General features: G+C 63.6%; 16 protein-coding genes, 1 tRNA gene and 1 pseudogene. 9 read left to right on the plus strand and 9 right to left on the minus strand.

Annotation, left to right across the window (positions count from 1 at the left end):
* Positions 1-14: 14 nt before the first annotated feature.
* Positions 15-251 carry an AbrB/MazE/SpoVT family DNA-binding domain-containing protein gene (locus tag NLY42_RS28340; RefSeq protein ID WP_023754815.1) on the plus strand — a complete coding sequence of 79 codons (237 nt, stop codon included), beginning with the start codon at positions 15-17 and terminating at the stop codon, positions 249-251.
* Between the two features lie 7 nt (positions 252-258).
* Here NLY42_RS28340 and greA read toward each other — a convergent pair whose 3' ends face one another.
* The gene (gene greA / locus NLY42_RS28345; RefSeq protein WP_023670749.1) at positions 259-732 is read right to left on the minus strand and encodes a transcription elongation factor GreA; all 474 of its coding nucleotides are present in this window, start codon (positions 730-732) and stop codon (positions 259-261) included.
* Between the two features lie 138 nt (positions 733-870).
* Between greA and NLY42_RS28350 the strand changes: the two genes are divergently transcribed.
* Positions 871-2,226 carry a TIGR03808 family TAT-translocated repetitive protein gene (locus NLY42_RS28350; RefSeq protein ID WP_286488912.1) on the plus strand — a complete coding sequence of 452 codons (1,356 nt, stop codon included), beginning with the start codon at positions 871-873 and terminating at the stop codon, positions 2,224-2,226.
* On the opposite strand, the gene NLY42_RS28355 is transcribed toward NLY42_RS28350, so the two are convergent.
* Together NLY42_RS28355 and NLY42_RS28360 are read right to left on the minus strand one after the other, a co-directional pair.
* The gene (locus NLY42_RS28355; protein WP_023754817.1) at positions 2,219-3,223 is read right to left on the minus strand and encodes an asparaginase; all 1,005 of its coding nucleotides are present in this window, start codon (positions 3,221-3,223) and stop codon (positions 2,219-2,221) included. The two genes, NLY42_RS28350 and NLY42_RS28355, sit on opposite strands and share 8 nt — an antisense overlap.
* 27 nt (positions 3,224-3,250) lie before the next feature.
* Positions 3,251-4,417: an acetyl-CoA acetyltransferase gene (locus NLY42_RS28360; protein WP_023754818.1), complete on the minus strand. Its 1,167-nt coding sequence runs from the start codon at positions 4,415-4,417 to the stop codon at positions 3,251-3,253.
* A gap of 189 nt (positions 4,418-4,606) precedes the next feature.
* Here NLY42_RS28360 and betI point away from each other — a divergent pair, with 189 nt between their 5' ends.
* Genes betI through betB form a run of 5 tightly spaced genes read left to right on the plus strand, consistent with a single transcriptional unit; the run spans position 4,607 to position 10,890 of the window.
* Positions 4,607-5,197, plus strand: coding sequence for a choline-binding transcriptional repressor BetI (betI, locus tag NLY42_RS28365; RefSeq protein ID WP_023670745.1), 591 nt, complete (start codon positions 4,607-4,609; stop codon positions 5,195-5,197).
* Between the two features lie 41 nt (positions 5,198-5,238).
* Positions 5,239-6,735, plus strand: coding sequence for a choline-sulfatase (gene betC, locus NLY42_RS28370; RefSeq protein WP_031244572.1), 1,497 nt, complete (start codon positions 5,239-5,241; stop codon positions 6,733-6,735).
* A complete protein-coding gene (locus NLY42_RS28375) occupies positions 6,732-7,736 on the plus strand; it encodes a threonine/serine dehydratase family protein (protein ID WP_023754820.1) in 1,005 nt (334 codons plus the stop codon). Before betC ends, NLY42_RS28375 begins: the two co-directional genes overlap by 4 nt.
* A 3-nt stretch (positions 7,737-7,739) precedes the next feature.
* On the plus strand, positions 7,740-9,392 hold the full coding sequence (gene betA, locus NLY42_RS28380; RefSeq protein WP_023743711.1) for a choline dehydrogenase: 1,653 nt from the start codon (positions 7,740-7,742) through the stop codon (positions 9,390-9,392).
* Positions 9,393-9,426: 34 nt separating this feature from the next.
* A complete protein-coding gene (betB, locus tag NLY42_RS28385) occupies positions 9,427-10,890 on the plus strand; it encodes a betaine-aldehyde dehydrogenase (RefSeq protein ID WP_023754821.1) in 1,464 nt (487 codons plus the stop codon).
* Between the two features lie 188 nt (positions 10,891-11,078).
* Here the strand turns inward: betB and NLY42_RS28390 are convergent, their stop codons facing one another.
* A complete protein-coding gene (locus NLY42_RS28390) occupies positions 11,079-13,316 on the minus strand; it encodes a mannose-1-phosphate guanylyltransferase/mannose-6-phosphate isomerase (RefSeq protein WP_023754822.1) in 2,238 nt (745 codons plus the stop codon).
* An 11-nt stretch (positions 13,317-13,327) separates the two neighbouring features.
* Positions 13,328-14,848 carry a phosphomannomutase/phosphoglucomutase gene (locus tag NLY42_RS28395; protein WP_023754823.1) on the minus strand — a complete coding sequence of 507 codons (1,521 nt, stop codon included), beginning with the start codon at positions 14,846-14,848 and terminating at the stop codon, positions 13,328-13,330.
* A 200-nt stretch (positions 14,849-15,048) separates the two neighbouring features.
* Between NLY42_RS28395 and NLY42_RS28400 the strand changes: the two genes are divergently transcribed.
* A tRNA-Pro gene (locus NLY42_RS28400) sits at positions 15,049-15,125 on the plus strand.
* Positions 15,126-15,293: 168 nt separating this feature from the next.
* Positions 15,294-15,632 (plus strand): hypothetical protein, encoded by a 339-nt coding sequence (locus NLY42_RS28405; protein ID WP_023684572.1) that lies wholly within the window; start codon positions 15,294-15,296, stop codon positions 15,630-15,632.
* A 41-nt stretch (positions 15,633-15,673) separates the two neighbouring features.
* Here the strand turns inward: NLY42_RS28405 and NLY42_RS28410 are convergent, their stop codons facing one another.
* The 4 genes and pseudogenes from NLY42_RS28410 to NLY42_RS28425 all read right to left on the minus strand — a co-directional run.
* Positions 15,674-17,293, minus strand: a complete 1,620-nt coding sequence (locus tag NLY42_RS28410) for an ABC transporter ATP-binding protein (RefSeq protein WP_023754824.1) — start codon at positions 17,291-17,293, stop codon at positions 15,674-15,676.
* A gap of 32 nt (positions 17,294-17,325) precedes the next feature.
* Positions 17,326-18,453 carry an ABC transporter permease gene (locus NLY42_RS28415; RefSeq protein ID WP_023670736.1) on the minus strand — a complete coding sequence of 376 codons (1,128 nt, stop codon included), beginning with the start codon at positions 18,451-18,453 and terminating at the stop codon, positions 17,326-17,328.
* A 9-nt stretch (positions 18,454-18,462) separates the two neighbouring features.
* A complete protein-coding gene (locus tag NLY42_RS28420; protein WP_023684574.1) occupies positions 18,463-19,386 on the minus strand; it encodes an ABC transporter permease subunit in 924 nt (307 codons plus the stop codon).
* Positions 19,387-19,812: 426 nt separating this feature from the next.
* Positions 19,813-21,180 (minus strand): annotated as a pseudogene (locus tag NLY42_RS28425) (peptide ABC transporter substrate-binding protein); the annotation flags it as partial.
* Between the last annotated feature and the right edge of the window lie 187 nt (positions 21,181-21,367).

The following is a 21,367-nucleotide window of genomic DNA, read 5'->3' on the forward strand; positions in this document are numbered from 1 at the left end:
CCTATGGTATAGCTATGAACACCATCATTCACGGACTTGAGGACGGATCGGGCGTTGTAATCCTGCCGCGGGAAACGCTCGACAGCTTGGGCCTGCAGGTGGGCGATGAACTCCAGATCATCGAAACCGACGACGGCATCATCCTAAGGCCGGTGCCGTGTGACGACGTCGAACGGCAAATGCTTGCTGCTCGCGGTGTCATGGACAAGTATGAGCCCGCGTTGCGAAAGCTGGCTGTGCAAATAGGGTGAGCTGGCGTCAGGCGTCCGACAGCTTGACGATTTCCCATTCCTTGCCGTTGACGCTTGCGACGTCGCCGACCTTCTTGCCGAACAGCGCCACGGCCATTGGCGAGACGTGTGAGATGCTGCCCTTTGAGGGGTCGGCCTCGTCCTCGCCGACGATCTTCCAGTGCACTTTCTTGCCGTCATCGCTTTCCAGCGTGACACCCATGCCGAAGCGCACCTGGTCGCTGCCCGGTTCCGGCACGGAAAGCTCGGCGCTTTCGCGGCGCGCTGTCCAGTAGCGCAGGTCGCGCGAGACGACGGCAATGCGCTCGCGATCGGCTTTTCGCTCGGCTTTCGCCAAAATGTCGCGCAGATCGGCCAGATTGTCCTCGATCATCGCCAGGCCGCGCTCCGTCACCAGATTGCGGTGTTGGCTGATCGGCCGCTCGCCGATGCCGGCAATGGCGTTTTCGCTGTCTTCCTCGCGGGTAAAAGCTCTGCTCATCGGATAAACTTAGGCCCGCTTCCGTGACTGCACAAGCCACTTGCCGGACCAGGTCATTGGCCGGACTATGGCCGAGCGGAGACCTATGCGGCTGGCCCAATTCCTGCGATCAGCCGGATGATCGCAAGGGATGTGCCGATGTTGAACAGACGAACGCTTCTGCAGGGGACGGCCGGCTTTGCCGTGCTCGGCCTTTCGGTGGGCAACGCCTTGGCGAAAACGGCGGTGCGCGGCTCGATCAACGCCGCCGAGCTTGGCGTGGAACCGGACGCACCGGACGACCAGAGCAAGGCCTTTGCCAGGATGCTAGCCGAGGCAAGCCAGCGCAATGCGCCGGTGTTCCTGCCGCCGGGCACCTATGTCGTGTCCAACCTGACCCTGCCCGCCCGCGTCAGGCTTTCGGGCGTGCCGGGCGCCTCGCGCATCCTCTATGGCGGCAATGGCCATTTGCTGACGGCCGAACAGGCCGAGCATATAGAGTTCACCGCATTGGTCTTCGACGGCGCCAACGGCGGGTTGGCCGACGATGCGCAAGGCCTGCTCGACCTGCGCCGCGTCGCCCATCTCGTCATCGACAATTGCACGATCACCGGCAGCTGCAAGCATGGGCTGGCGCTGGAGCATGCGTCGGGCCGCGTCGAGCGCTCCGAGATTTCGGGGGCTGCGGACGCCGGCATCTACTCCGTCGAGGCCGCTGGCCTGGCGATATCCGATAATGCCGTATCCGACTGCGGCAATGGCGGCATTCTTGTCCATCGCTGGCAGCAGGCCGAGGACGGCACGATCGTCAGCGGCAACCGCGTGCAGCGGATCGGCGCGCGCAGCGGCGGCACCGGGCAGAACGGCAATGGCATCAACGCATTCCGTGCCGGCAATGTCTCCGTCACCGGCAACATCGTCTCGGACTGCGCCTTCTCGGCGATCCGCGCCAACAGTTCAAGCAATCTGCAGATGACCGGGAACACCTGCTCGCGGTCGGGCGAAACCGCGCTCTATTCCGAATTCTCCTTCGAAGGCGCCATCATCGGCAACAACATCGTCGATGGTGCCGCTAACGGCATCTCGATTGTCAATTTCAACGAGGGCGGCCGTATGGGTGTCTGCTCGAACAACATCGTGCGCAACCTCTCGACCACCGGCCCCTACCCCGCCGACGCGCCGGGCTTCGGCGTCGGTATCAGCGTCGAGGCCGACACCACCGTCTCGGGCAATGTCATCGAGAACGCGCCGCTCTACGGCATGCAGATCGGCTGGGGCGCCTATATGCGCAATGTTGTGGCGACGGGAAACATCATTCGTCAGGCCGGAACCGGCATCGCCGTCACTGTGGTCGAGGGCGCTGGGAACGCCATCATCTCCGACAACGTCATCGACGGCGCCGAGAACGGCGCCATCATCGGCCAGCGCTGGGCCGAACGGGCGACCGGCGACCTCGCGCGGTCGAGCGATAGCGGCTATGCGCACCTGACGGTCGAGCGAAACAGGGTCAGCTGAGCGTCGTCGTCGGCCGCAGCGAGCCGACCTTGGCGCCGATGCGGCTTTCGATCGGCGGATTGGCCCGCTCCAGAAGGTTCGCCGCCAGTGCGCCGTCGGCGCTGAGAAGTTTTGCCAGCACAGCAGCAATCATCACCTCGGCGGCGCGGCCGGCGCCGTCATCACATTTCAGCGCGATGCCGAGGCCAAGCTCCGGAACGGCAGCGCAATAGACGCCTTCGGCGCCCGTCTTGACGAAGATGCGGCCGGGCGCGGCCTGCATCAGCGCCACATCGGCCTTGCCGGTGCCGGCGACCAGGAAAGGCTCGGCCATGCAGGCAGACAGCAGGCGTTTGGCCGCCTTGGCACGCTCAGGGCCAAAGCTCCTGCCCGTAGCCATGCGGGCAAAGCCAAGGGCAAAACTTTTCAGCGGCACGGCATAGGTGGGGATCGAGCAGCCATCGGTTGCCCGGTGATCCGCATCGTGGGCAGCGCCGGTCACCGCCTGCATGGCGTCGCGCACCATCTCCTGCAAACCATGGCCTGCCTTGACGTAGCCTTGGTGGGCAATCCCTGAGTGCACGCAGGTGCAGAGAAATCCGGAATGCTTGCCCGAGCAATTGTTGTGCAGTGCGTTCGGCGAGACGCCTGTGCGGGCCAGTGCGATCGTCGCGTCGTGGCTCGACGGCCAATGCGCGCCGCATTCCAGCGCCGACTTGTCGAGGTCGGCCTTGGCCAGCATCGCCTGCGCCAGTTCGACATGCGCGGGTTCGCCTGAATGTGAAGCGCAGGCCAGCGCCAGTTCGCGGTCGCCGAAGCCATAGGCATCGGCGGCACCCGTTTCGACCAGCGGCAGCGCCTGGATCGCCTTGACCGCCGAGCGCGGAAACACCGGCCGCGCCGTATCGCCGATCTCCAGGACAGGCTTGCCGTCACCGTCAAAGATTGCGACAGCGCCGCGATGGGCGCTCTCGACGATCGCGCCGCGCAAGACTTCGACCAGAACCGGATTTGTCATCACCACCCCGAAAAATACGGGCCGCTTCTACCTGATCCGGTCGAGGATGGAAACGTAGTTGGCGACGGCAGCGCCACCCATGTTGAAGATGCCGCCAAGCTTTGCGTCCGGCACCTGGATGCCGCCTGCTTCGCCGGTCAACTGCATGGCGGTCAGCACATGCATCGACACACCGGTGGCGCCGATCGGATGGCCCTTGGCCTTCAGCCCGCCCGAAGGGTTGACCGGCAGCCTGCCGTCTTTTGCAGTCGTGCCGTCTAGCGCCAGCCTGCCGCCCTCGCCCGGCTTGGCTAGGCCCATCGCCTCATATTCGATCAGCTCGGCAATGGTGAAGCAGTCATGCGTCTCGACGAAGGAGAGGTCGTCGAGCGTCACGCCGGCCTTCTTCAAAGCGTGGTTCCAGGCCTGCTCGCAGCCTTCGAAGGACAGGATGTCACGCTTCGACATCGGCAGGAAATCCTGGACATGCTCGTTGGCGCGGAAGGCGACGGCGCGGCGCATCTTCAGCGCCGTCGAGGTGTCGGTGAGCACAAGAGCGGCGGCGCCATCGGAAACCAGGGAGCAATCGGTGCGCTTCAGCGGACCGGCGACGAAGGGGTTCTTCTCGCTTTCCTGGCGGCAGAATTCGTAACCGAAATCCTTGCGCATCTGCGCGTACGGATTGTCGACGCCGTTCTTGTGGTTCTTGGCGGCGATCATCGCCAGCGCGTCCGACTGGTCGCCATAACGCTGGAAATAGGCCTGCGCGATCTTGCCGAAGACGCCAGCGAAACCGGCCGGCGTGTCGCCCTCCTCCGGCAGATAGGAAGCCTTGAGCAGGTTCTTGCCGATCTCGGGGCCGGGGGTCGTCGTCATCTGCTCGGCACCGACCACCAGCACGATGCGGGCGGCATTGGCGTCGATGGCGCGGATGCCTTGGCGGACCGCTGCCGAACCCGTGGCGCAGGCGTTCTCGACCCGCGTCGCCGGCTTGAAGCGCAGCCGGTCATCGGCCTGCAGCACCAGGCTGGCGGTAAAATCCTGAGGGGAGAAGCCGGCGTTGAAATGGCCGAGCACGATCTCGTCGACCTCATCCGGGCCAATGCCGGCATGGTCGAGCGCGTCGACCGCGACCTTTGTGATCAGGCCCTCGAGCGTCTCGCCTTCAAGCTTGCCGAAGCGCGAATGCGCCCAGCCGACGATGCATGCGGTCATGGCAACCTCCGTTCGCCGCAAGCCTAACATGTCATAGCGCGGCATCAGCCTCTAATATTGTTCAACAGTGAACCGTTTTCCAGTCCAAAGGATGGGCCAGGGCAACATGATCGGTTGATCCGAGCGCGAGTTTTTTATTGATTGATCCGTCAATAAAAAATAATCTCTGTTTTGATCTGGATCTCCCCAATGCCGAAGGTCGGAATGGAACCGTTGCGCCGCAAGGCGCTCATCGACGCGACGATCTCGGCGATCGGCGAGCGCGGCTCGCTTGATGTGACCATGTCGGAGATCGCCGGACGGGCGGGCGTGTCGTCGGCCCTGGCCCACCACTATTTCGGCGCCAAGGACGAACTGCTGCTGGCAACGATGCGGCACATACTGGCCGAGCTGACCATCGACATGCGGCGCGCCCTGCAATCCGCCGGCTCGCCGCGCGAACGCGTCTCGGCGGTGGTCGCCGTCAACTTCTCCGACATCCAGTTCCGGCCGGAAACCATCGCGGCCTGGCTCGCCTTTTATGTCGAGGCCCAGAAATCATCGGCCTTGCGCCGGCTGCTCAGGGTCTATGCGCGGCGGCTGCATTCCAACCTGATGAGCGGACTGATCGGCATACTGCCGCGCAACGAAGCCGACCGCGCGGCGGAAGCGGTCGCGGCGATGATCGACGGGCTGTACATCAGGCGCGCGCTGAAGGACGGCGTGCCGGATGCTCAAACCGCGATCGCGCTGGTCGAAGATTATCTCGAAATCAAACTCGGCGGGCGACAGACACAGTGACAGCCTCAGTGATATCAAGGCGACCCAACATCCTGATCGTCATGGTCGATCAGCTCAACGGCACGCTGTTTGCGGACGGGCCGGCGGACTTCCTGCATGTGCCGCATCTCAAGGCGCTGGCCGCACGCTCGGCGCGCTTCGGCAACAACTACACGGCCTCGCCGCTTTGCGCGCCGGGCCGCGCCGCTTTCATGAGCGGGCAATTGCCGTCGCGCACCCAGGTCTATGACAACGCCGCCGAATTCGCTTCCTCGATCCCGACCTATGCGCATCATCTGCGCAGCGCCGGCTACTACACCTGCCTGTCGGGCAAGATGCATTTCGTCGGGCCGGACCAGTTGCACGGTTTCGAGGAGCGGCTGACCACCGACATCTATCCCGCCGATTTCGGCTGGACGCCGGATTACCGCAAGCCCGGCGAGCGCATCGACTGGTGGTATCACAATCTGGGCTCGGTCACCGGCGCCGGCGTTGCCGAGATCACCAACCAGATGGAGTATGACGACGAGGTCGCCTTCCACGGGGTGCAAAAACTCTACGATCTTGCCCGCACCTCCGAGGACGAGGCCAGCCGGCCCTGGTGCCTGACGGTTTCCTTCACCCACCCGCACGACCCCTATGTCGCACGGCGGCAATATTGGGAATTCTATAAAGACTGTCCGGCGCTTGAGCCGGAGGTGGGATTCATCCCCTATGCCCATCAGGACCCGCATTCGCAACGGCTTTACCGGGCCAGCGACTACGACAGTTTCAACATCACGCCGGAGCAGATCCGCCGCTCGCGGCGCGGCTACTACGCCAACATCTCCTATCTCGACGACAAGGTCGGCGAGCTGATGTCAGTGCTGGAGCGAACGCGCATGCTGGACGACACCATCATCCTGTTCTGCTCCGACCATGGCGACATGCTTGGCGAGCGCGGCCTGTGGTTCAAGATGAATTTCTTCGAGGGCTCGGCGCGAGTACCTTTGATGATCGCCGGCAAAGGCATTCCTGCAGGGCTGGTCGAGGCGCCGGTCTCCAACCTCGACGTGACGCCGACATTGTGCGATCTCGCCGGCATCGACATCTCTGCCATCGCGCCGTGGACCGATGGCCAGTCGCTGCTGCCGCTGCTTGATGGCGAGCCGCGCACCGCGCCGGTGCTGATGGAATATGCCGCCGAGGGCTCCAACGCGCCGTTGGTGGCGATCCGCGACGGCCGCTACAAATTCATCCATTGCGAGATCGACCCGCCGCTTCTGTTCGATCTCGAAGCCGATCCGCAAGAACGCACCAATCTTGCCGCCGATCCGGCGCATGCCGATCTGGTGGCCGCCTTCACAGGAGCAGTGCGGGCGCGCTGGGACATGGCGGCCTTCGATGCCGCGGTGCGCGTCAGCCAGGCGCGGCGCTGGGTGGTTTATCCCGCGCTGCGCAACGGCACGCATTACCCCTGGGAGTTCCAGCCACTGCAGAAGGCGTCGGAACGCTACATGCGCAACCACATGAACCTCGACAATCTCGAGGAACAGAAACGCTTTCCGCGAGGCGAATGATGACAATTGTCCCCTCCCTCGAGCACCTCAGACAGGCCTATGCCGTGACGTCGAAGGCGACGCAGATCACGCCTTTGCTGGAATCGACAGCCTTGGCCAAGGAGACGGGTGCGGCCCGCGTCTTCATCAAACCGGAATCGCTGCAATGGGCGGGATCGTTCAAGGTGCGCGGGGCCTATTGGCGGTTGAAGCGGCTGTCGCCGGATGAGGCCAGAAAAGGCGTCGTCGCCTACTCCTCCGGCAATTTCGCGCAAGGGTTGGCGGCTGCCGGCCAGGCGCTCGGCATTCCCGTCACCATCGTCATGCCGATCGACGCGCCGGCCGCCAAGCGCGATGCGACCGCAGGTTATGGCGCGCGCGTCGTGCTGACCGATCATGGCGAGCGCGCCCGTGAAGAGGTCGCAGCCGCCAAGGCCCGCGAGATTGCCGAGACCGAAGGGCTGGCGTTGCTGCATCCATTCGACGATCCGGAGATCGTTGCCGGCCAGGCCGGCGCCGGGCTCGAAGCGCTCGAACAACTCGAGGCAAAGGACGCCAGTGCCGACCTTCTGTTCTGCTCAGTCGGCGGCGGCGGACTGATCGGCGGCATGTCGCTCGCCTTCCACTATCTGTCGCCAGCAACCGAGATCATCGGCGTCGAGCCGGAAGGCTTCAACGGCATGGGTGCATCGCTAGCGCATGGCGCCATCGAGACCATGCCGATCGCGCCGAAATCGATTTGCGACGGGCTGATGTCGCGGCGGCCGGGCGACGCGCCGTTCGCGGCGGTCAAGACCGCCGGCGTGCGCGGCATCACCGTCGACGACCAATCGGTTAGGCGGGCAATGAAGATCGCCTTCGAACGGATGAAGCTGGTGCTCGAGCCGTCAGGCGCCGCCTCTCTGGCGGCGCTGCTCGGCGGCAAGGTGGATGTGGCGGGTAAAACGGTCCTGGTCATGGCTACCGGCGGCAATGTCTCGCTCGCCGATTTTATTTCGCATATGAACGATGGGCGCATGTGAACCATGCTTGAAGCAGACTTCGTCATCATCGGCTCCGGCTCGGCCGGCTCGGCCATGGCCTACCGACTGTCGGAAGACGGCAAGCATTCGGTGATCGTCATCGAGTTCGGCGGCACCGACATCGGGCCGCTGATCCAGATGCCGTCGGCGCTGTCGATCCCGCTCAACATGAGCCTTTACGACTGGGGCTTTGCCAGCGAACCGGAGCCGCATCTCGGCGGCCGCGTGCTGGCGACGCCACGCGGCAAGGTGATCGGCGGCTCGTCCTCGATCAACGGCATGGTCTATGTCAGGGGCCACGCACGCGACTTCGACCACTGGGCCGAACAGGGGGCGGCCGGCTGGGGCTTCGCCGACGTGCTGCCCTATTTCAAGCGCATGGAGGACAGTGACGGCGGCGAGGACGGCTGGCGCGGCCACGGCGGCCCGCTGCACGTCCAGCGTGGCCCGCGCAAGAATCCGCTCTACGGCGCCTTTGTCGAGGCCGGCCGCCAAGCCGGGTTCGAACTGACCGACGACTACAATGGCTCGAAGCAGGAAGGCTTCGGACCGATGGAGCAAACCATTCGCGGCGGCCGCCGCTGGTCGGCGGCGTCAGCCTATCTGAAGCCGGCGCTCAAGCGGCAAAATGTCAGCGTGATCAGAGGCTTCGCCCGCCGGGTGATCATCGAGAATCAGCGTGCCGTCGGAGTCGAGATCGAAGCTCACAAACAGATTCAGGTCGTTAAGGCACGACGTGAGGTGATCGTCGCCGCATCGTCGATCAATTCGCCCAAGATCCTGATGCTATCCGGTATCGGCCCGGCCGCGCATCTCACGGAGAACGGCATCCAAGTCGTGGCCGACCGGCCCGGTGTCGGCCGCAATCTGCAGGATCATATGGAGCTCTACATCCAGCAGGAATCGACCCAGCCGATCACGCTGAATTCGGTTCTCAACCCATTCTCCAAGACGCTGATCGGGGCGCAGTGGCTGTTCTTCAAGACCGGCCTCGGCGCCACCAACCATTTCGAGGCCGCGGCCTTCGTACGCTCGCAGGCCGGTGTCGACTACCCCGATATCCAGTACCACTTCATCCCGGCGGCGGTGCGCTATGACGGCAAGGCGGCGGCGAAGGCGCATGGCTTCCAGGCGCATGTCGGGCCGATGCGGTCGAAGTCGCGCGGTTCGGTGACGCTGCGCTCGCCCGACCCGAAAGCGACGCCGGTCATCCGCTTCAACTACATGTCGCATCCAGACGACTGGACCGAGTTCCGCCACTGCATCCGGCTGACCCGCGAGATCTTCGGCCAGAAGGCTTTTGACGGCTTTCGCGGCAAGGAAATCTCGCCGGGTTCGCACGTCCAGTCGGACGAGGATCTCGACGCCTTCATCCGCGATCATGCCGAGAGTGCCTACCACCCGTGCGGCACGTGCAAGATGGGCCGCGCCGACGACATCATGAGCGTGGTCGATCCGGAGTGCCGGGTCATCGGCGTCGACGGCCTGCGCGTCGCCGACTCCTCGATCTTCCCGCGGGTGACCAACGGCAACCTCAACGCGCCGTCGATCATGACCGGCGAGAAGGCCTCCGACCACATTCTCGGCCGCACGCCGCTGGCGCCATCCAACCAGGAACCCTGGATCAATCCGCGCTGGCAGGTGGCGGATCGATAGGGCATTGTCCGGCCAAGACCATTGGAGAATTCATATGCGCGCCCAGCCAACGGCATCGCACTATGTCAACGGCCGCTACATCGAGGACGAAGGCGGCGCGCCGCTGCCGGTGATCTATCCGGCGACCGGCGAGATCATCGCCACCTTGCATTCGGCGACGCCGAACGTGCTGGAACTCGCCATCGAAGCTGCGCGGGCCGCACAACCGGCCTGGGCGCGGATGAAGCCGGTCGAGCGTGGCCGCATCCTGCGCCGCGCCGCCGACATTTTGCGCGCGCGCAACGCAGATCTGGCGCGGATCGAGACGCTCGACACCGGCAAGGCGATCCAGGAAACGCTGGTGGCGGATGCGCCGTCGGCTGCCGACTGCCTCGAATATTTCGGCGGCGCGGTTGCCGTCTTCAACGGCGAGGCGATCGATCTTGGTGGACCTTTTGCCTATACGCGCCGCGAGGCGCTCGGTGTGTGCGTCGGCATCGGCGCCTGGAACTATCCGATCCAGATCGCCGGCTGGAAATCCGCCCCGGCGCTCGCCATGGGCAACGCCATGGTATTCAAGCCTTCGGAGAACACGCCGCTGTCGGCGCTGGCGCTGGCCGAGATCTACTCAGAGGCGGGCCTGCCCGACGGGCTGTTCAACGTGGTGCAAGGCTATGGCGATGTCGGCGCCGGCCTCGTCGGCCACGATGTCGTTGCCAAGGTTTCGGTGACCGGCTCGGTGCCGACCGGCCGCAAGGTGCTGTCGCTCGCCGGTTCGAAGATGAAGCACGCCACGATGGAGCTCGGCGGCAAGTCGCCGCTGATCGTCTTCGACGATGCCGATCTCGAAAACGCCATCGGCGGCGCCATGCTCGGCAATTTCTATTCGACCGGGCAGATCTGCTCCAACGGCACGCGTGTTTTCGTACAAAGCGGCATCCATGACCGCTTCGTCGACCGGCTGGTCGAGCGGACGAAAAAGATCCGCATCGGCGATCCGCTCGATCCTGAGACGCAGATGGGGCCGCTGGTCAACAAGGCGCAGCAGGAGAAGGTCGTTTCCTACATCGCGGCCGGCAGGCAGGATGGAGCAACGCTCGCCTGCGGTGGCAACGTGCCGTCGCTGCAAGGGTTCGATGGCGGCTTCTTTGTCGAGCCGACGGTGTTCACCGGTGTCACCGATACGATGCGCATTGCGCGCGAGGAGATTTTCGGGCCGGTGATGAGCGTGCTGAAGTTCGACGGCGAGGACGAGGTGATCGACCGCGCCAACGACACCGAATTCGGCCTCGCCGCCGGCGTCTTCACCCGCGACCTGCAGCGCGCTCATAGGGTGATCGCCGAACTGCAGGCCGGCACCTGCTGGATAAACGCCTACAATCTGACGCCGGTGGAAATTCCGTTTGGCGGGGTGAAGCAATCCGGCATCGGGCGCGAGAACTCGCTGGCGGCTTTAGCGCTCTATTCGCAGCTGAAGGCGGTGTATGTCGAGACCGGGGACGTGGCGAGCCCGTATTGAGGGTTGAAAGCGAAGTGACAGCTGATCTCCCCCCTTGCGGGGGAGATGGCCGGCAGGCCAGAGGGGGGTGTGACGGATCGCCAACCTTTGGTCTGATCTTCGAGTAGCTGAGACGTCGGCGGGACAGCACCCCCTCTGCCTTGCCAGGCATCTCCCCCGCAAGGGGGGAGATTGGCAGCTCCAACGCTTCACCCCTTCTGCGCTGTCCCATCAAGATACTGCGTCAGCGCGCAGACCAGATGATAGAAGATGCTGGCCGGCACGTCCGATGCCAAGGAGCGGCCGCGTTCGTCGATGCGGTCAATCCACAGGCCGAGCGGGGCCGGATCGATGTGCCAGCGGAACAGGCGGCCGACGCGCGCCTCGATCTCCGGCTTGAGGTCGGGGCCACCAGGCCCGTCAAGCGCGATCGCCGCCTTGATCGCTTCGGCCTGTGGCCAGCTGCGCGATACAAGGTCGAGCGGCAGGCCTTGTCTTGAGACGGCGCCATAGGCAAGGCCGGTGGCGCGGTTGAGGCCGTTGGCGATGGCCGAGGCGTAGAGCTTGCGGGCAAAATTGCTCAACTCGCCCTGACCGCTGCGGGCGACGAAATCGGTGAGCAGCGAGGCCCATTCGAAATGATGGCCGGGCTCGGTCCATGTGCCCTTCTCGCCGGCGGCCGGCTTCCACCCGGCGTCGAAATATTCGCCCAGCGTCCAGCTCTCGGCATCGAAGAAATGACTGCGGAAAAGGTCGATGATGCGCGCGGCGCGGCGCAGATAGGTGCGGTCGCCGGTCGCCTCATACCAGGCGAGGAAGGCCTCGAGCAGATGCATATGCGGGTTGGAGCGCCGCTCGCCCTCGCCGTCGGATGTCTCCAGAAAGCCGGTCATGCGGCTGTCCTCGAGATGCGCGTCGAGAAACACGAAGGTCTCCTGGCCCAGCCGCAGCGCATCCGGATCGCCGCACATATGCGCGTGCGCCAGCGCCAGCAGCACGCAGGAATGGTCGTAGGCATCCTCGGTTGGGTCGGCGACGGAGCCGTCGACATTGAGCGTGCGCACCCAGCCGCCCCGGTCCGTGCGGCCCTTGCCGGCCATGAAGGCGATGCCATGGGCGATCAGGCGATCGGCAGGACCGTCCCAGCCGCGGGCCTTGGCAACGGCGAAGGCGTAGACTTGCCTCGCCGTCGTGCGCATGCGCTTGGGCTTCAACAGCGCCTCGCCGTCGAAGCCGAGCGCCTCGTGGAAGCCGCCATGACGCTCATCGACGCCTGAAGTCGACCACAGCGGCAAGGTCTCCTCGAACAGCCAGTGATGCACGCGCCGATGCCAGGCGCCGCTCTCGATGACGCGGTCGTGTGCCGGCGTAAACCTGGTTTCCAGCCGTCCCGATTTCTCCAGCTGCTCGACGATCTTCTTGACGTGCTGGCTGTGGCTGACCGGCGCGACGAAGGTGGCGTCCGCCGTCGAGACGATCGCGACGTCCTTCATGCCGATAGCCGACAAAAGCCGGCCGTCGCTTCTGATGTAGGAGTTCTCGCAATCGATGGCGACAACATCGCCGACGACGACATTGCCATTGGCATCAGCAGGGCCGACATCGAGCAGCGACTGCCAGGAGCCGAGGTCGTTCCAGCGAAAGCCGGCCGGCACCATGACGATGTCCTTGGCCCGCTCCATGATGGCGTAGTCGATCGAGTTCGACGGGATGGCGGCGTAGAGGTCGAGCGGCATATAGAGGCCGGACAGATCCGAAGTCGCTGCCTTGTAGGCCGCTTCGGTGGCCTGCCAGATGTCGGGCTGGAAGGCCGCAAATGCGTCGCGCATGGCGCCGGCGCGAAATAGGAAAATGCCGGTGTTCCAGTAGAAGGTGCCCGCACTGAGATAGCTCTGCGCAGTGGCGAGGTCGGGCTTTTCGACGAAGCGCGACACGTCGAAGACGCCGCCGCTTTCGGCTGCGACTTCGATATACCCATAGCCGGTCTCGGGCTGCGTCGGCTTGATGCCGAACACCACCAGACGGCCGGCAAGCGCTGCCTGGCTGCCCGCCTCGACGCTCTGCCAGAACTGCTTGGGCGTGGCGATTTCGTGGTCTGACGGCACCACCAGCACCAGGCTGTCGCCGAACTCCGACAATGTGCGCAGCGCGGCCAGCGCCACGGCGGCAGCCGTGTTGCGCCCGGTCGGCTCGAACAGCGGGCCACCGCCGGCGAGGTCGAGGCCGGCAAGGTCGGCATGGACACGCTCGGCATGGCGCTCGGCGGCGATCAGGAAGATCGGCGTCTCACCTTCCGGCCGCGCCGTCAGCCGGCGCAAGGTCTTGGCCAGCATCGAGCCGTCGCCGGAGAGATCGTGGAACTGTTTCGGGTTGTCCTCGCGCGACAGCGGCCACAGCCGCGAGCCGACACCGCCGCTCATGACAAAACTGACGATGCGCTCGCTCATGAAAGGTCCAATCAGAACGTCTGGTTGTAAGCGCCGACTTCGGGGCTGCGGCGCAGCACGGCGTCGACGGCCTCGAACATCTGCCGGCGGCGGTCGGACGATACCGGGCTTTCGACAACCACGACAAGCTCCGGCTTGTTCGACGACGCCCGTACCAGGCCCCAGGTGCCATCCTCGGCCACGACGCGCACGCCGTTGACGGTGATCAGCTCGGCGATCTTCTGGCCGGCAAAAGTCTTGCCGGCGCGCTGCATCGCCTGGAAGTCCGCCACCACCCGATCGACCACGCCGTACTTCACTTCGTCGCCGCAATGCGGCGACATGGTCGGCGTGCCGAAGGTCAGCGGCAGCGCGCGATAGAGATCGGCCATCGAACTTGTGGGGTTGCGGTCGAGCATCTCACAAATGGCGGTCGCGGTGATGAGACCGTCATCATAGCCGCGGCCGATCGGCGGGTTGAAGAAGAAATGGCCCGACTTCTCGAAGCCGGCAACGGCGCCCAGTTCGGCGACCCGGCGCTTGATGTAGGAATGGCCGGTCTTCCAGTAATCTGTCTTCGCGCCGTTGGCGCGCAAGACGCTGTCGGTGTTGAACAGGCCGGTCGACTTGACATCGACGACGAAGGTCGAGCCGGGGTATTGGGTTGATATGTCCCGCGCGAGCATGACGCCGACCTTGTCGGCAAAAATCTCGTTGCCCTCATTGTCGACCACGCCGCAACGGTCGCCGTCGCCGTCGAAGCCCAGCCCGACATCAGCACCTGTTTCCAGCACTTTGTCCCTGATGGCATGCAGCATCTGCATGTCTTCCGGGTTCGGGTTATAGCGCGGAAAACTGTGGTCGAGCTCGACATCGAGCGGGATCACCTCGCAACCGATGCGCTCCAGCGCCTGTGGCGCGAAGGCGCCGGCGGTGCCGTTGCCGCAAGCGGCCACGACTTTCAGCTTTCGCGCGATGCGCTTGTCGCTCACCAGATCGTCGAGATAGGTCTCGCGAAAACCGGAGACGAATTCGTAGCAGCCACCGCCGGCAAGATCGAAATCGCCCGACAGCACGATCTGTTTCAGGGCGCTCATCTCCTCCGGTCCGAAGGTGAGCGGCCTCGCCGCACCCATCTTGACTCCGGTCCAGCCATTCTCGTTGTGCGATGCCGTGACCATGGCGACGGATGCCGCGTCGAGCGCGAACTGGGCGAAATAGGCCATGGGCGACAGCGCCAGGCCAATGTCTTTCACCTTTGCGCCCGCAGCCATCAGGCCGGAAACCAGCGCCAGCTTGATGGCAAGCGAATAGGAACGGAAATCATGCCCGGTGACGATGTCGGGACCCGCGCCAAGACGGCGGATCAAAGTGCCCAGGCCCATGCCCAACGCTTGGACGCCGATCAGGTTCAGGTCCGGCGGTTGCGTCGAACCGGCATGGCCAAACCACCAGCGCGCGTCGTATTCGCGAAAGCCGGACGCCTTGATCAGCGCTTCGGTTTCGAATTCGAAGCTGTTGGGCCGGGCGTCGCCTACGATTTTCAGGGGCAAGGCAGCAAAGCTCCAGATGGCGAAAACACGATCTATCGAGGCTGCGACTTAGCACACAAGGCTTTAAGCCGGGTTTATCCCGGGAGGGAAAGCCAAGCTTTGCGGCGATGCCCAACGAAAGCCAACGAAATGCGACAGAAGCGCTGCCATTGCCGCTTGCAGGAACGGTATGCGGCAGCTATAAGCCCGCGGTCTGGTCACGGAGTGTAGCGCAGCCTGGTAGCGCACCTCGTTCGGGACGAGGGGGTCGCAGGTTCAAATCCTGCCACTCCGACCAGAAAAAACAGACACTTAGGTGTTTGTTCTCCCGACCCACAAGATAGCTTGATGCAAACCGGCTGCGTCGGCGTCGCTGTCGGCATGGTGTTTTGACGCGACAACCTTCCGCGCTACCTCGATAATAGGAATGCCGCCGAGACAGCGGCCGGAACGAGGTTTGCGGAAGATGAATTTGTTGATTTCAAGCCGGCTGTCAGCGCTGCTCGCTTTGTCCCTGGCGGCAGGCTGCTCATCGCTGGGCAGCGCGGTGAACCCGGCGAAATACGACAGCATGACATGCGCCGAGCTCAACACCGCCGTAGGCGATACCGCGCGCGACATCTCGCAAACCGCCATCACCCGCGGCAAGGTCGCCAACACCAGCGTGCCGAACTGGCTGCTCGGCGGCACGCGCGTGAAGAGCGCAGTGGCCAAGCGTGAGACGGCCAGAATCGAACTGCTGAAGCAGCGGCAAGAGGCCATTGTCGCGACAAGGGCCAACAGATGCCCCAGGTCAGCGGGCTAAGCGAACTGGCCCTACCCTGACTATCTGCTGAACGTCACGCCTTAAGCACTCAGCCTGAAGCGCGTGACATCGATCGCCGCAGCCATCAGCGTCTGGGTGTAGGCGGCCTGCGGGTTGCTGAAGATCTCTTCCGTCGGGCCTTCCTCGACGATCTTGCCCTGCCTCATGACGATGATGTAGTCGGCCATGGCGCGCACCACGGAGAGATCGTGGCTGATGAAGAGGTAGGACAGTTCGTGGTCGGCCTGCAGCTTGCGCAGCAATTCGACGATCTGCTTCTGCACCGAGCGGTCGAGCGCCGAGGTCGGCTCGTCCAGCACCACCAGTTTGGGCTTCAGGATCACGGCACGCGCGATGGCGATGCGCTGGCGCTGGCCGCCGGAGAATTCGTGCGGGTAGCGGTTGCGTGCGTTGGGATCGAGGCCGACCTCGAGCAAGGCCTCGACGGCGCGCTGATCGCGTTGCTTGCCTGACAGGTTCGGCTCATGCACCAGAAGGCCTTCGGTGATGATCTGGCCGACGGTCATGCGCGGCGACAGCGAGCCGAACGGATCCTGGAAGACGAGTTGCATCTCACGACGCAGCGGCCGCATCGCCTGGCGGTCGGCAGTGGAGATGTCGCGGTCGCCGAAGCGGATGACACCGTCGCTGGGCAACAGGCGCAGAAGTGCGCGGCCGAGCGTCGATTTTCCCGAACCGGACTCGCCGACGATACCGATGGTCTGGTTGCGCTTCAGCCGGATCGAAATGTGATCGACGGCGCGTAGCAGCAGCCGTTCGCCCGCAAGGAAGCCGCCGCCGATCTTGAAGGTCACTTCGACATTGCGGCCCTCCAGCAGCACAGGAGCGCTGGGCGGCGGCGCCGCCTTGGTGCCGGTCGGTTCGGCGGCCAGCAGCATTTTGGTATAGGCATGCTGCGGGTTGGCGAAAAGTGCTTCCGCCTCGCCTTCCTCGACCACCTCGCCATAGCGCATGACATAGACGCGGTCGGCAAAGCGCCGGACGATGCCGAGATCGTGGGTGATAAAGACGATGGCCATGCCGAGCTTGCGCTGCAGTTCGGCGAGCAGCACCAGGATCTGCGCCTGGATGGTGACGTCGAGCGCCGTCGTCGGCTCGTCGGCGATCAGGATGTCGGGGTCGTTGGCCAATGCCATGGCGATCATGACGCGCTGGCGCTGGCCACCCGACATTTCGTGCGGATAGGATTTCATCCGCCGCTCGGGATCGGGGATATGCACCAGCCTGAGCAACTTGAGCGCCTCGTTCCGTGCCTCGGCTGCGTTCAGCCCGCGGTGCTTGCGGATCGGTTCGATAAGCTGGTTGCCGATCGAATAGAGCGGATCGAGCGAGGTCATCGGCTCCTGGAAGATCATGCTGATCTTGGCGCCGCGCACCTTGTTGAGGTCGGGCTTGCTCATGGTCAAAAGGTTGCGGCCGCGATAATCGACGTGACCCGTCGCCTCGCCGTTGGACGCCAGCAGGCTCATCGCCGCCATCATGGTCTGGCTCTTGCCGGATCCGGATTCGCCGACCACGGCAACGGTTTCACCTGCCTTGACATGGATGTTGATGCCCTTGACCGCTTCGACCGCGCCGTCGAGCGTGCGGAAACGGACGCGAAGGTCCTTGACGCTGAGGATCGTTTCGGGCGTTTCCATCGCAACGGTCCCCATTTTATTTGGTCCCCATATTATCGGTCTCTCGGATCGAGCGCATCGCGCAGGCCGTCGCCGACGAAGTTCAGCGCAAACAGCGTCGACACGAGGAAGAAGGCGGGGAACAAAAGCAGCCAGTTGGCGGTGCCGATGTTCTTGGCGCCGACGGAGATGAGCACGCCCCAGCTGGTCATCGGTTCCTGCACGCCAAGGCCGAGGAAGGACAGAAAGCTTTCCAGGATGATGACCTGCGGCACCAGCAGCGTCATGTAGATCACCACTGGTCCGAGCAGATTGGGGATGACATGGCGCAGCAGGATGCCGCGCTGGCCGACGCCCATGGCTTCGGCCGCCTGGACATACTCCTGCCGCCGGATCGACAGCGCCTGGCCGCGCACGATGCGCGCCATGTCGAGCCACAGCACCGCTCCCACCGCCAGGAACATCAGCACGAAGTTGCGGCCGAAGAACACCACCAGCATGATGACAAAGAAAATGAAGGGCAAAGAATAGAGCACGTCGACGATGCGCATCATCACCTCGTCGATCTTGCCGCCGGAAAAGCCGGCCGCCGCCCCGTAGAGGACGCCGATGACCACCGCGACAATGCCGGCAAGCAGGCCGATGGCCAGCGAGATGCGCCCTGCCATCAGCGTTCGCGAGAGAAGATCGCGACCGGTGTTGTCGGTGCCGAACAGGAAGTACTGCTGTTTGACCGACGCAGTCATAGTCAATTCGAGCCCGTCGGCCGATTTGCTCTCTATCTTGGTATCGTCGAAGGCATCGGAGCGGTCAAGATAGCGGATGTTGCGGTCGTCGATCGGTTTGGTCGAGGTGACGGTGACGGTGACGCGACTGCCGTCCAGTTTCCACTCCTTGATGTCGACGCGCATGCGCTTGATGGCATCCTTGAGCGCCGTCTCGATCATGTCGGGCTTCGGATAGGCTGAAAAGCTTGGCGGCGTGCGCACATAGTCGGCATAGATGGTGGTGTACTGATGCGGCACGAACCAGGGGCCGAAGATGCTGATGACGCCAATGAAGGCCAGGTAATAGAGGCTGAACATGGCGGCGCGGTTGGCTTTGAGGCGCGCCCATGCGTCGCCCCAGAGCGAGCGGCCGACGACGGCCGGCGGAGCGGCGGCGGCTGTGATGTCAGTCATAGCGCACCCTCAGTCATAGCGTACCCTCGGGTCGACGACCGCGTACATGACGTCGACGATCAGGTTGAAGACGATGGTGAAGAGCGCGATCACCACCACGGTCCCCATCACCAGCGTGTAGTCGCGGTTGAGCGCGGCATCGACGAAATAGCGGCCGACACCGGGAATGGAGAAGATGGTCTCGACGATGACCGAACCGGTGAGCAGCGCCGCGGCTGCGGGGCCGGTGAAGGAAACGATCGGCAGGATGGCGCCGCGCAGCGCGTGCTTGACCACCACCGACCAGTCGGAGAGGCCGAGCGCACGCGCCGTTCGGATATGATGCGAACGCAAGCTCTCGATCATCGACCCGCGCATCAGGCGGGCAACGATGGCGATCTGCGGCAAGGCCAGCGTCAGCACCGGGCCGATCTTGTTGATTAATGCGCCATCACCCCAGCCGCCGATCGGCAACAGCTTCCAGGTCAATCCGAACACCAGCTGAATCACAGGAGCGATGACGAAGGTGGGGATAGTGCTGCCGGCGGTCGCCAGCGCAATCACCGTATAGTCGCCAAGCTTGTTCTGGTTGAGCGCGGCGATGGTGCCGAGCACCGAACCAAGCAGCAGCGCCAGGATCAGCGCCGAGGTGCCGAGCTGGACCGATATCGGCAGCCCCTTGGCAAACAGTTCGGTGACGGTGAAGTCAGGCAAATTGTAGCTCGGCCCGAAATTGCCGCGCAGAAGATTGCCGAGATAGTGGGCATATTGCAGCCAGAGCGGATCGTCGAGGCCGAACTGTGCTTCCAGATTGGCCCTGATCTCGGGACTGAGGCCCCGCTCCTGATTGAAGGGGCCGCCCGGTGCGACGCGTATCAGGAAGAACGCCATGGTCACGATGACGAACAGCGTCGGAATGGCGGTCAGAAGCCGCCGTAAGATGTATCGCAGCATCGGCGCCCCGCTTCGGCCAGAGCGACATACGTCCATGCGGACGCATTGCCACGCTCCGGCGCCAAATCTTCGCACCGGGCTTGCCGAAAATCGACCACGACTTTCGGACCGGTGCGATGACCGACCAGTCCGCCGCGCCCAAATGGGGCGCGGCGGTCCAGTCAAGGATGATTATCAGTCCTTGGAGACGAAGCGGGACGGATGGATGTCCATCACATTGTCATCGAAGCCATGCAGCTTCGAGGAGACGATATCGTGGAAGCTGTAGTAGAGAAGCGGAATGTTGCCGACGTCATCGACAAGGATGCGCTCGGCCTCAGTGAGGTCCTTCATGCGCTCTTCCGGCTTGCCGCCGGCAGCCGCGGCCTTGTCCATGGCCGCCTCATATGCCGGGCTAACGTAGTTCGAATAGTTGTTGCCGCTGGCCTTGCGGGTGATGCCGAGGAAGGTCTCGGGATCCTTGTAGTCGGCGATCCAGGCGGCACGCGCCACGTCGTAGTTGCCCTTCTGCTCGAGGAAGGAATAGTGGGTCTTGGTATCGGTGTTGAGCAGCGTGATCTCGACGCCAAGCGGCTTCAACTGTTCCTGGATGGCAACCGCGGTGTTCTTGTGGTTTTCCGAGGTGTTGTAGCGGATCTCCATCTTCAGCGGATGCTCGGGCGTATAGCCGAGTTTCTCAAGGATCTTCTTGGCGGCGTCCTCGCGGTCGATCTGCGGCATGTCGGCGTATTTGGCCATTGCCGGCGTGTAGCCGGCGATGCCCGGAGGCACCATCGAATAGCCAGGCAGCATGGAATTCTGCCAGACCTTTTCGGCCAGGAAGTCGCGGTCGATCGCCATCGAGATGGCGTTGCGCAGCTCGACATTGTCCCAGGGCGCCTTGTCGGTCTTGATCGCGTAATAATAGGTGCCGAGATACGGTCCGACGCGGACCTGATCGCCGAACTTGGTCTTGAGGTCAGCGAGCTGTTCGGTCGGCAGGTCGCCGTAGCTGTCGAGTTCGCCTGCCTCGAAGCGCTTCATCGCCGAAGAGCGGTCTTCGGTCGGGATGTAGTTGACGACGTCCATCTTGACGGTCGCGGCATCCCAGAATTTCGGATTCTTGACCAGCTTCATGTGGTCGTTGGGAATCCACTCGGCCAATGTATAGGCGCCGTTCGAAACGAGATTGCCCGCCTTGATCCAGTCGGCGCCGAGCTTGTCGATCGAGGCCTTGTTGACCGGGTAGGTAGCCTGGTGGGTCAGCATCTCCAGGAAGTATGGCGTCGGCGCCTTCAGCGTCACTTCCAGGGTGTTGGCGTCGATCGCCTTGACGCCCATGTCCTCGGGCTTGCCTTTCTTGGTGTTGACTTCCTCGGCGTTCTTCACGGGATAGAGCATGGAAGCGTATTCGGCGGCGGTCGCCGGATCCTCCAGCCTACGGAAGGAATAGACGAAATCGTCAGCCGTCACCGGGCTGCCATCCGACCATAAGCCGTCCTTGCGCAGCTTGAAGGTGTAGACGGTGCCGTCATCCGATACCGTCCAGCTTTCGGCGGCGCCCGGGATGAGGTTCGTCTTCTGATCGTGCATGACCAGTCCCTGGAACAGGTCGCGTATGATATCGGCTTCGTAGACGGTCGAGGTCTTGTGCGGATCGACCGTCTCCGCTTCGGCGGCGCTGCCTCTGTTATAGACGGTCTCGGCAAGGGCCGGCGTCAGGAACGTGCCTGCGGCAAAGGTCATGGTCGCGGCGACAAGCGTCGCCTTCAGCATATTTTTCAGCATGAAGTCTCTCCCTGTGGCGCTGCCCATCGGCTGCGCCTTACGAGTGTTGACGCCCCGGAACCGATTTCTGGCCCCTTCGAGCGCGCCGCCGGTTCCCGTTCCGGCAGCTGGTGGCAGGAGACTAGACAGACGGAAATATTATTTCAACCGAGTCTTGCTTGACGCTAAGTGAGCATCCTCACCCTAAACCAGCCATAGCTAATCTATATTACCA

The organism is Mesorhizobium sp. C372A, assembly GCF_030323245.1.
Lineage (GTDB): Bacteria > Pseudomonadota > Alphaproteobacteria > Rhizobiales > Rhizobiaceae > Mesorhizobium.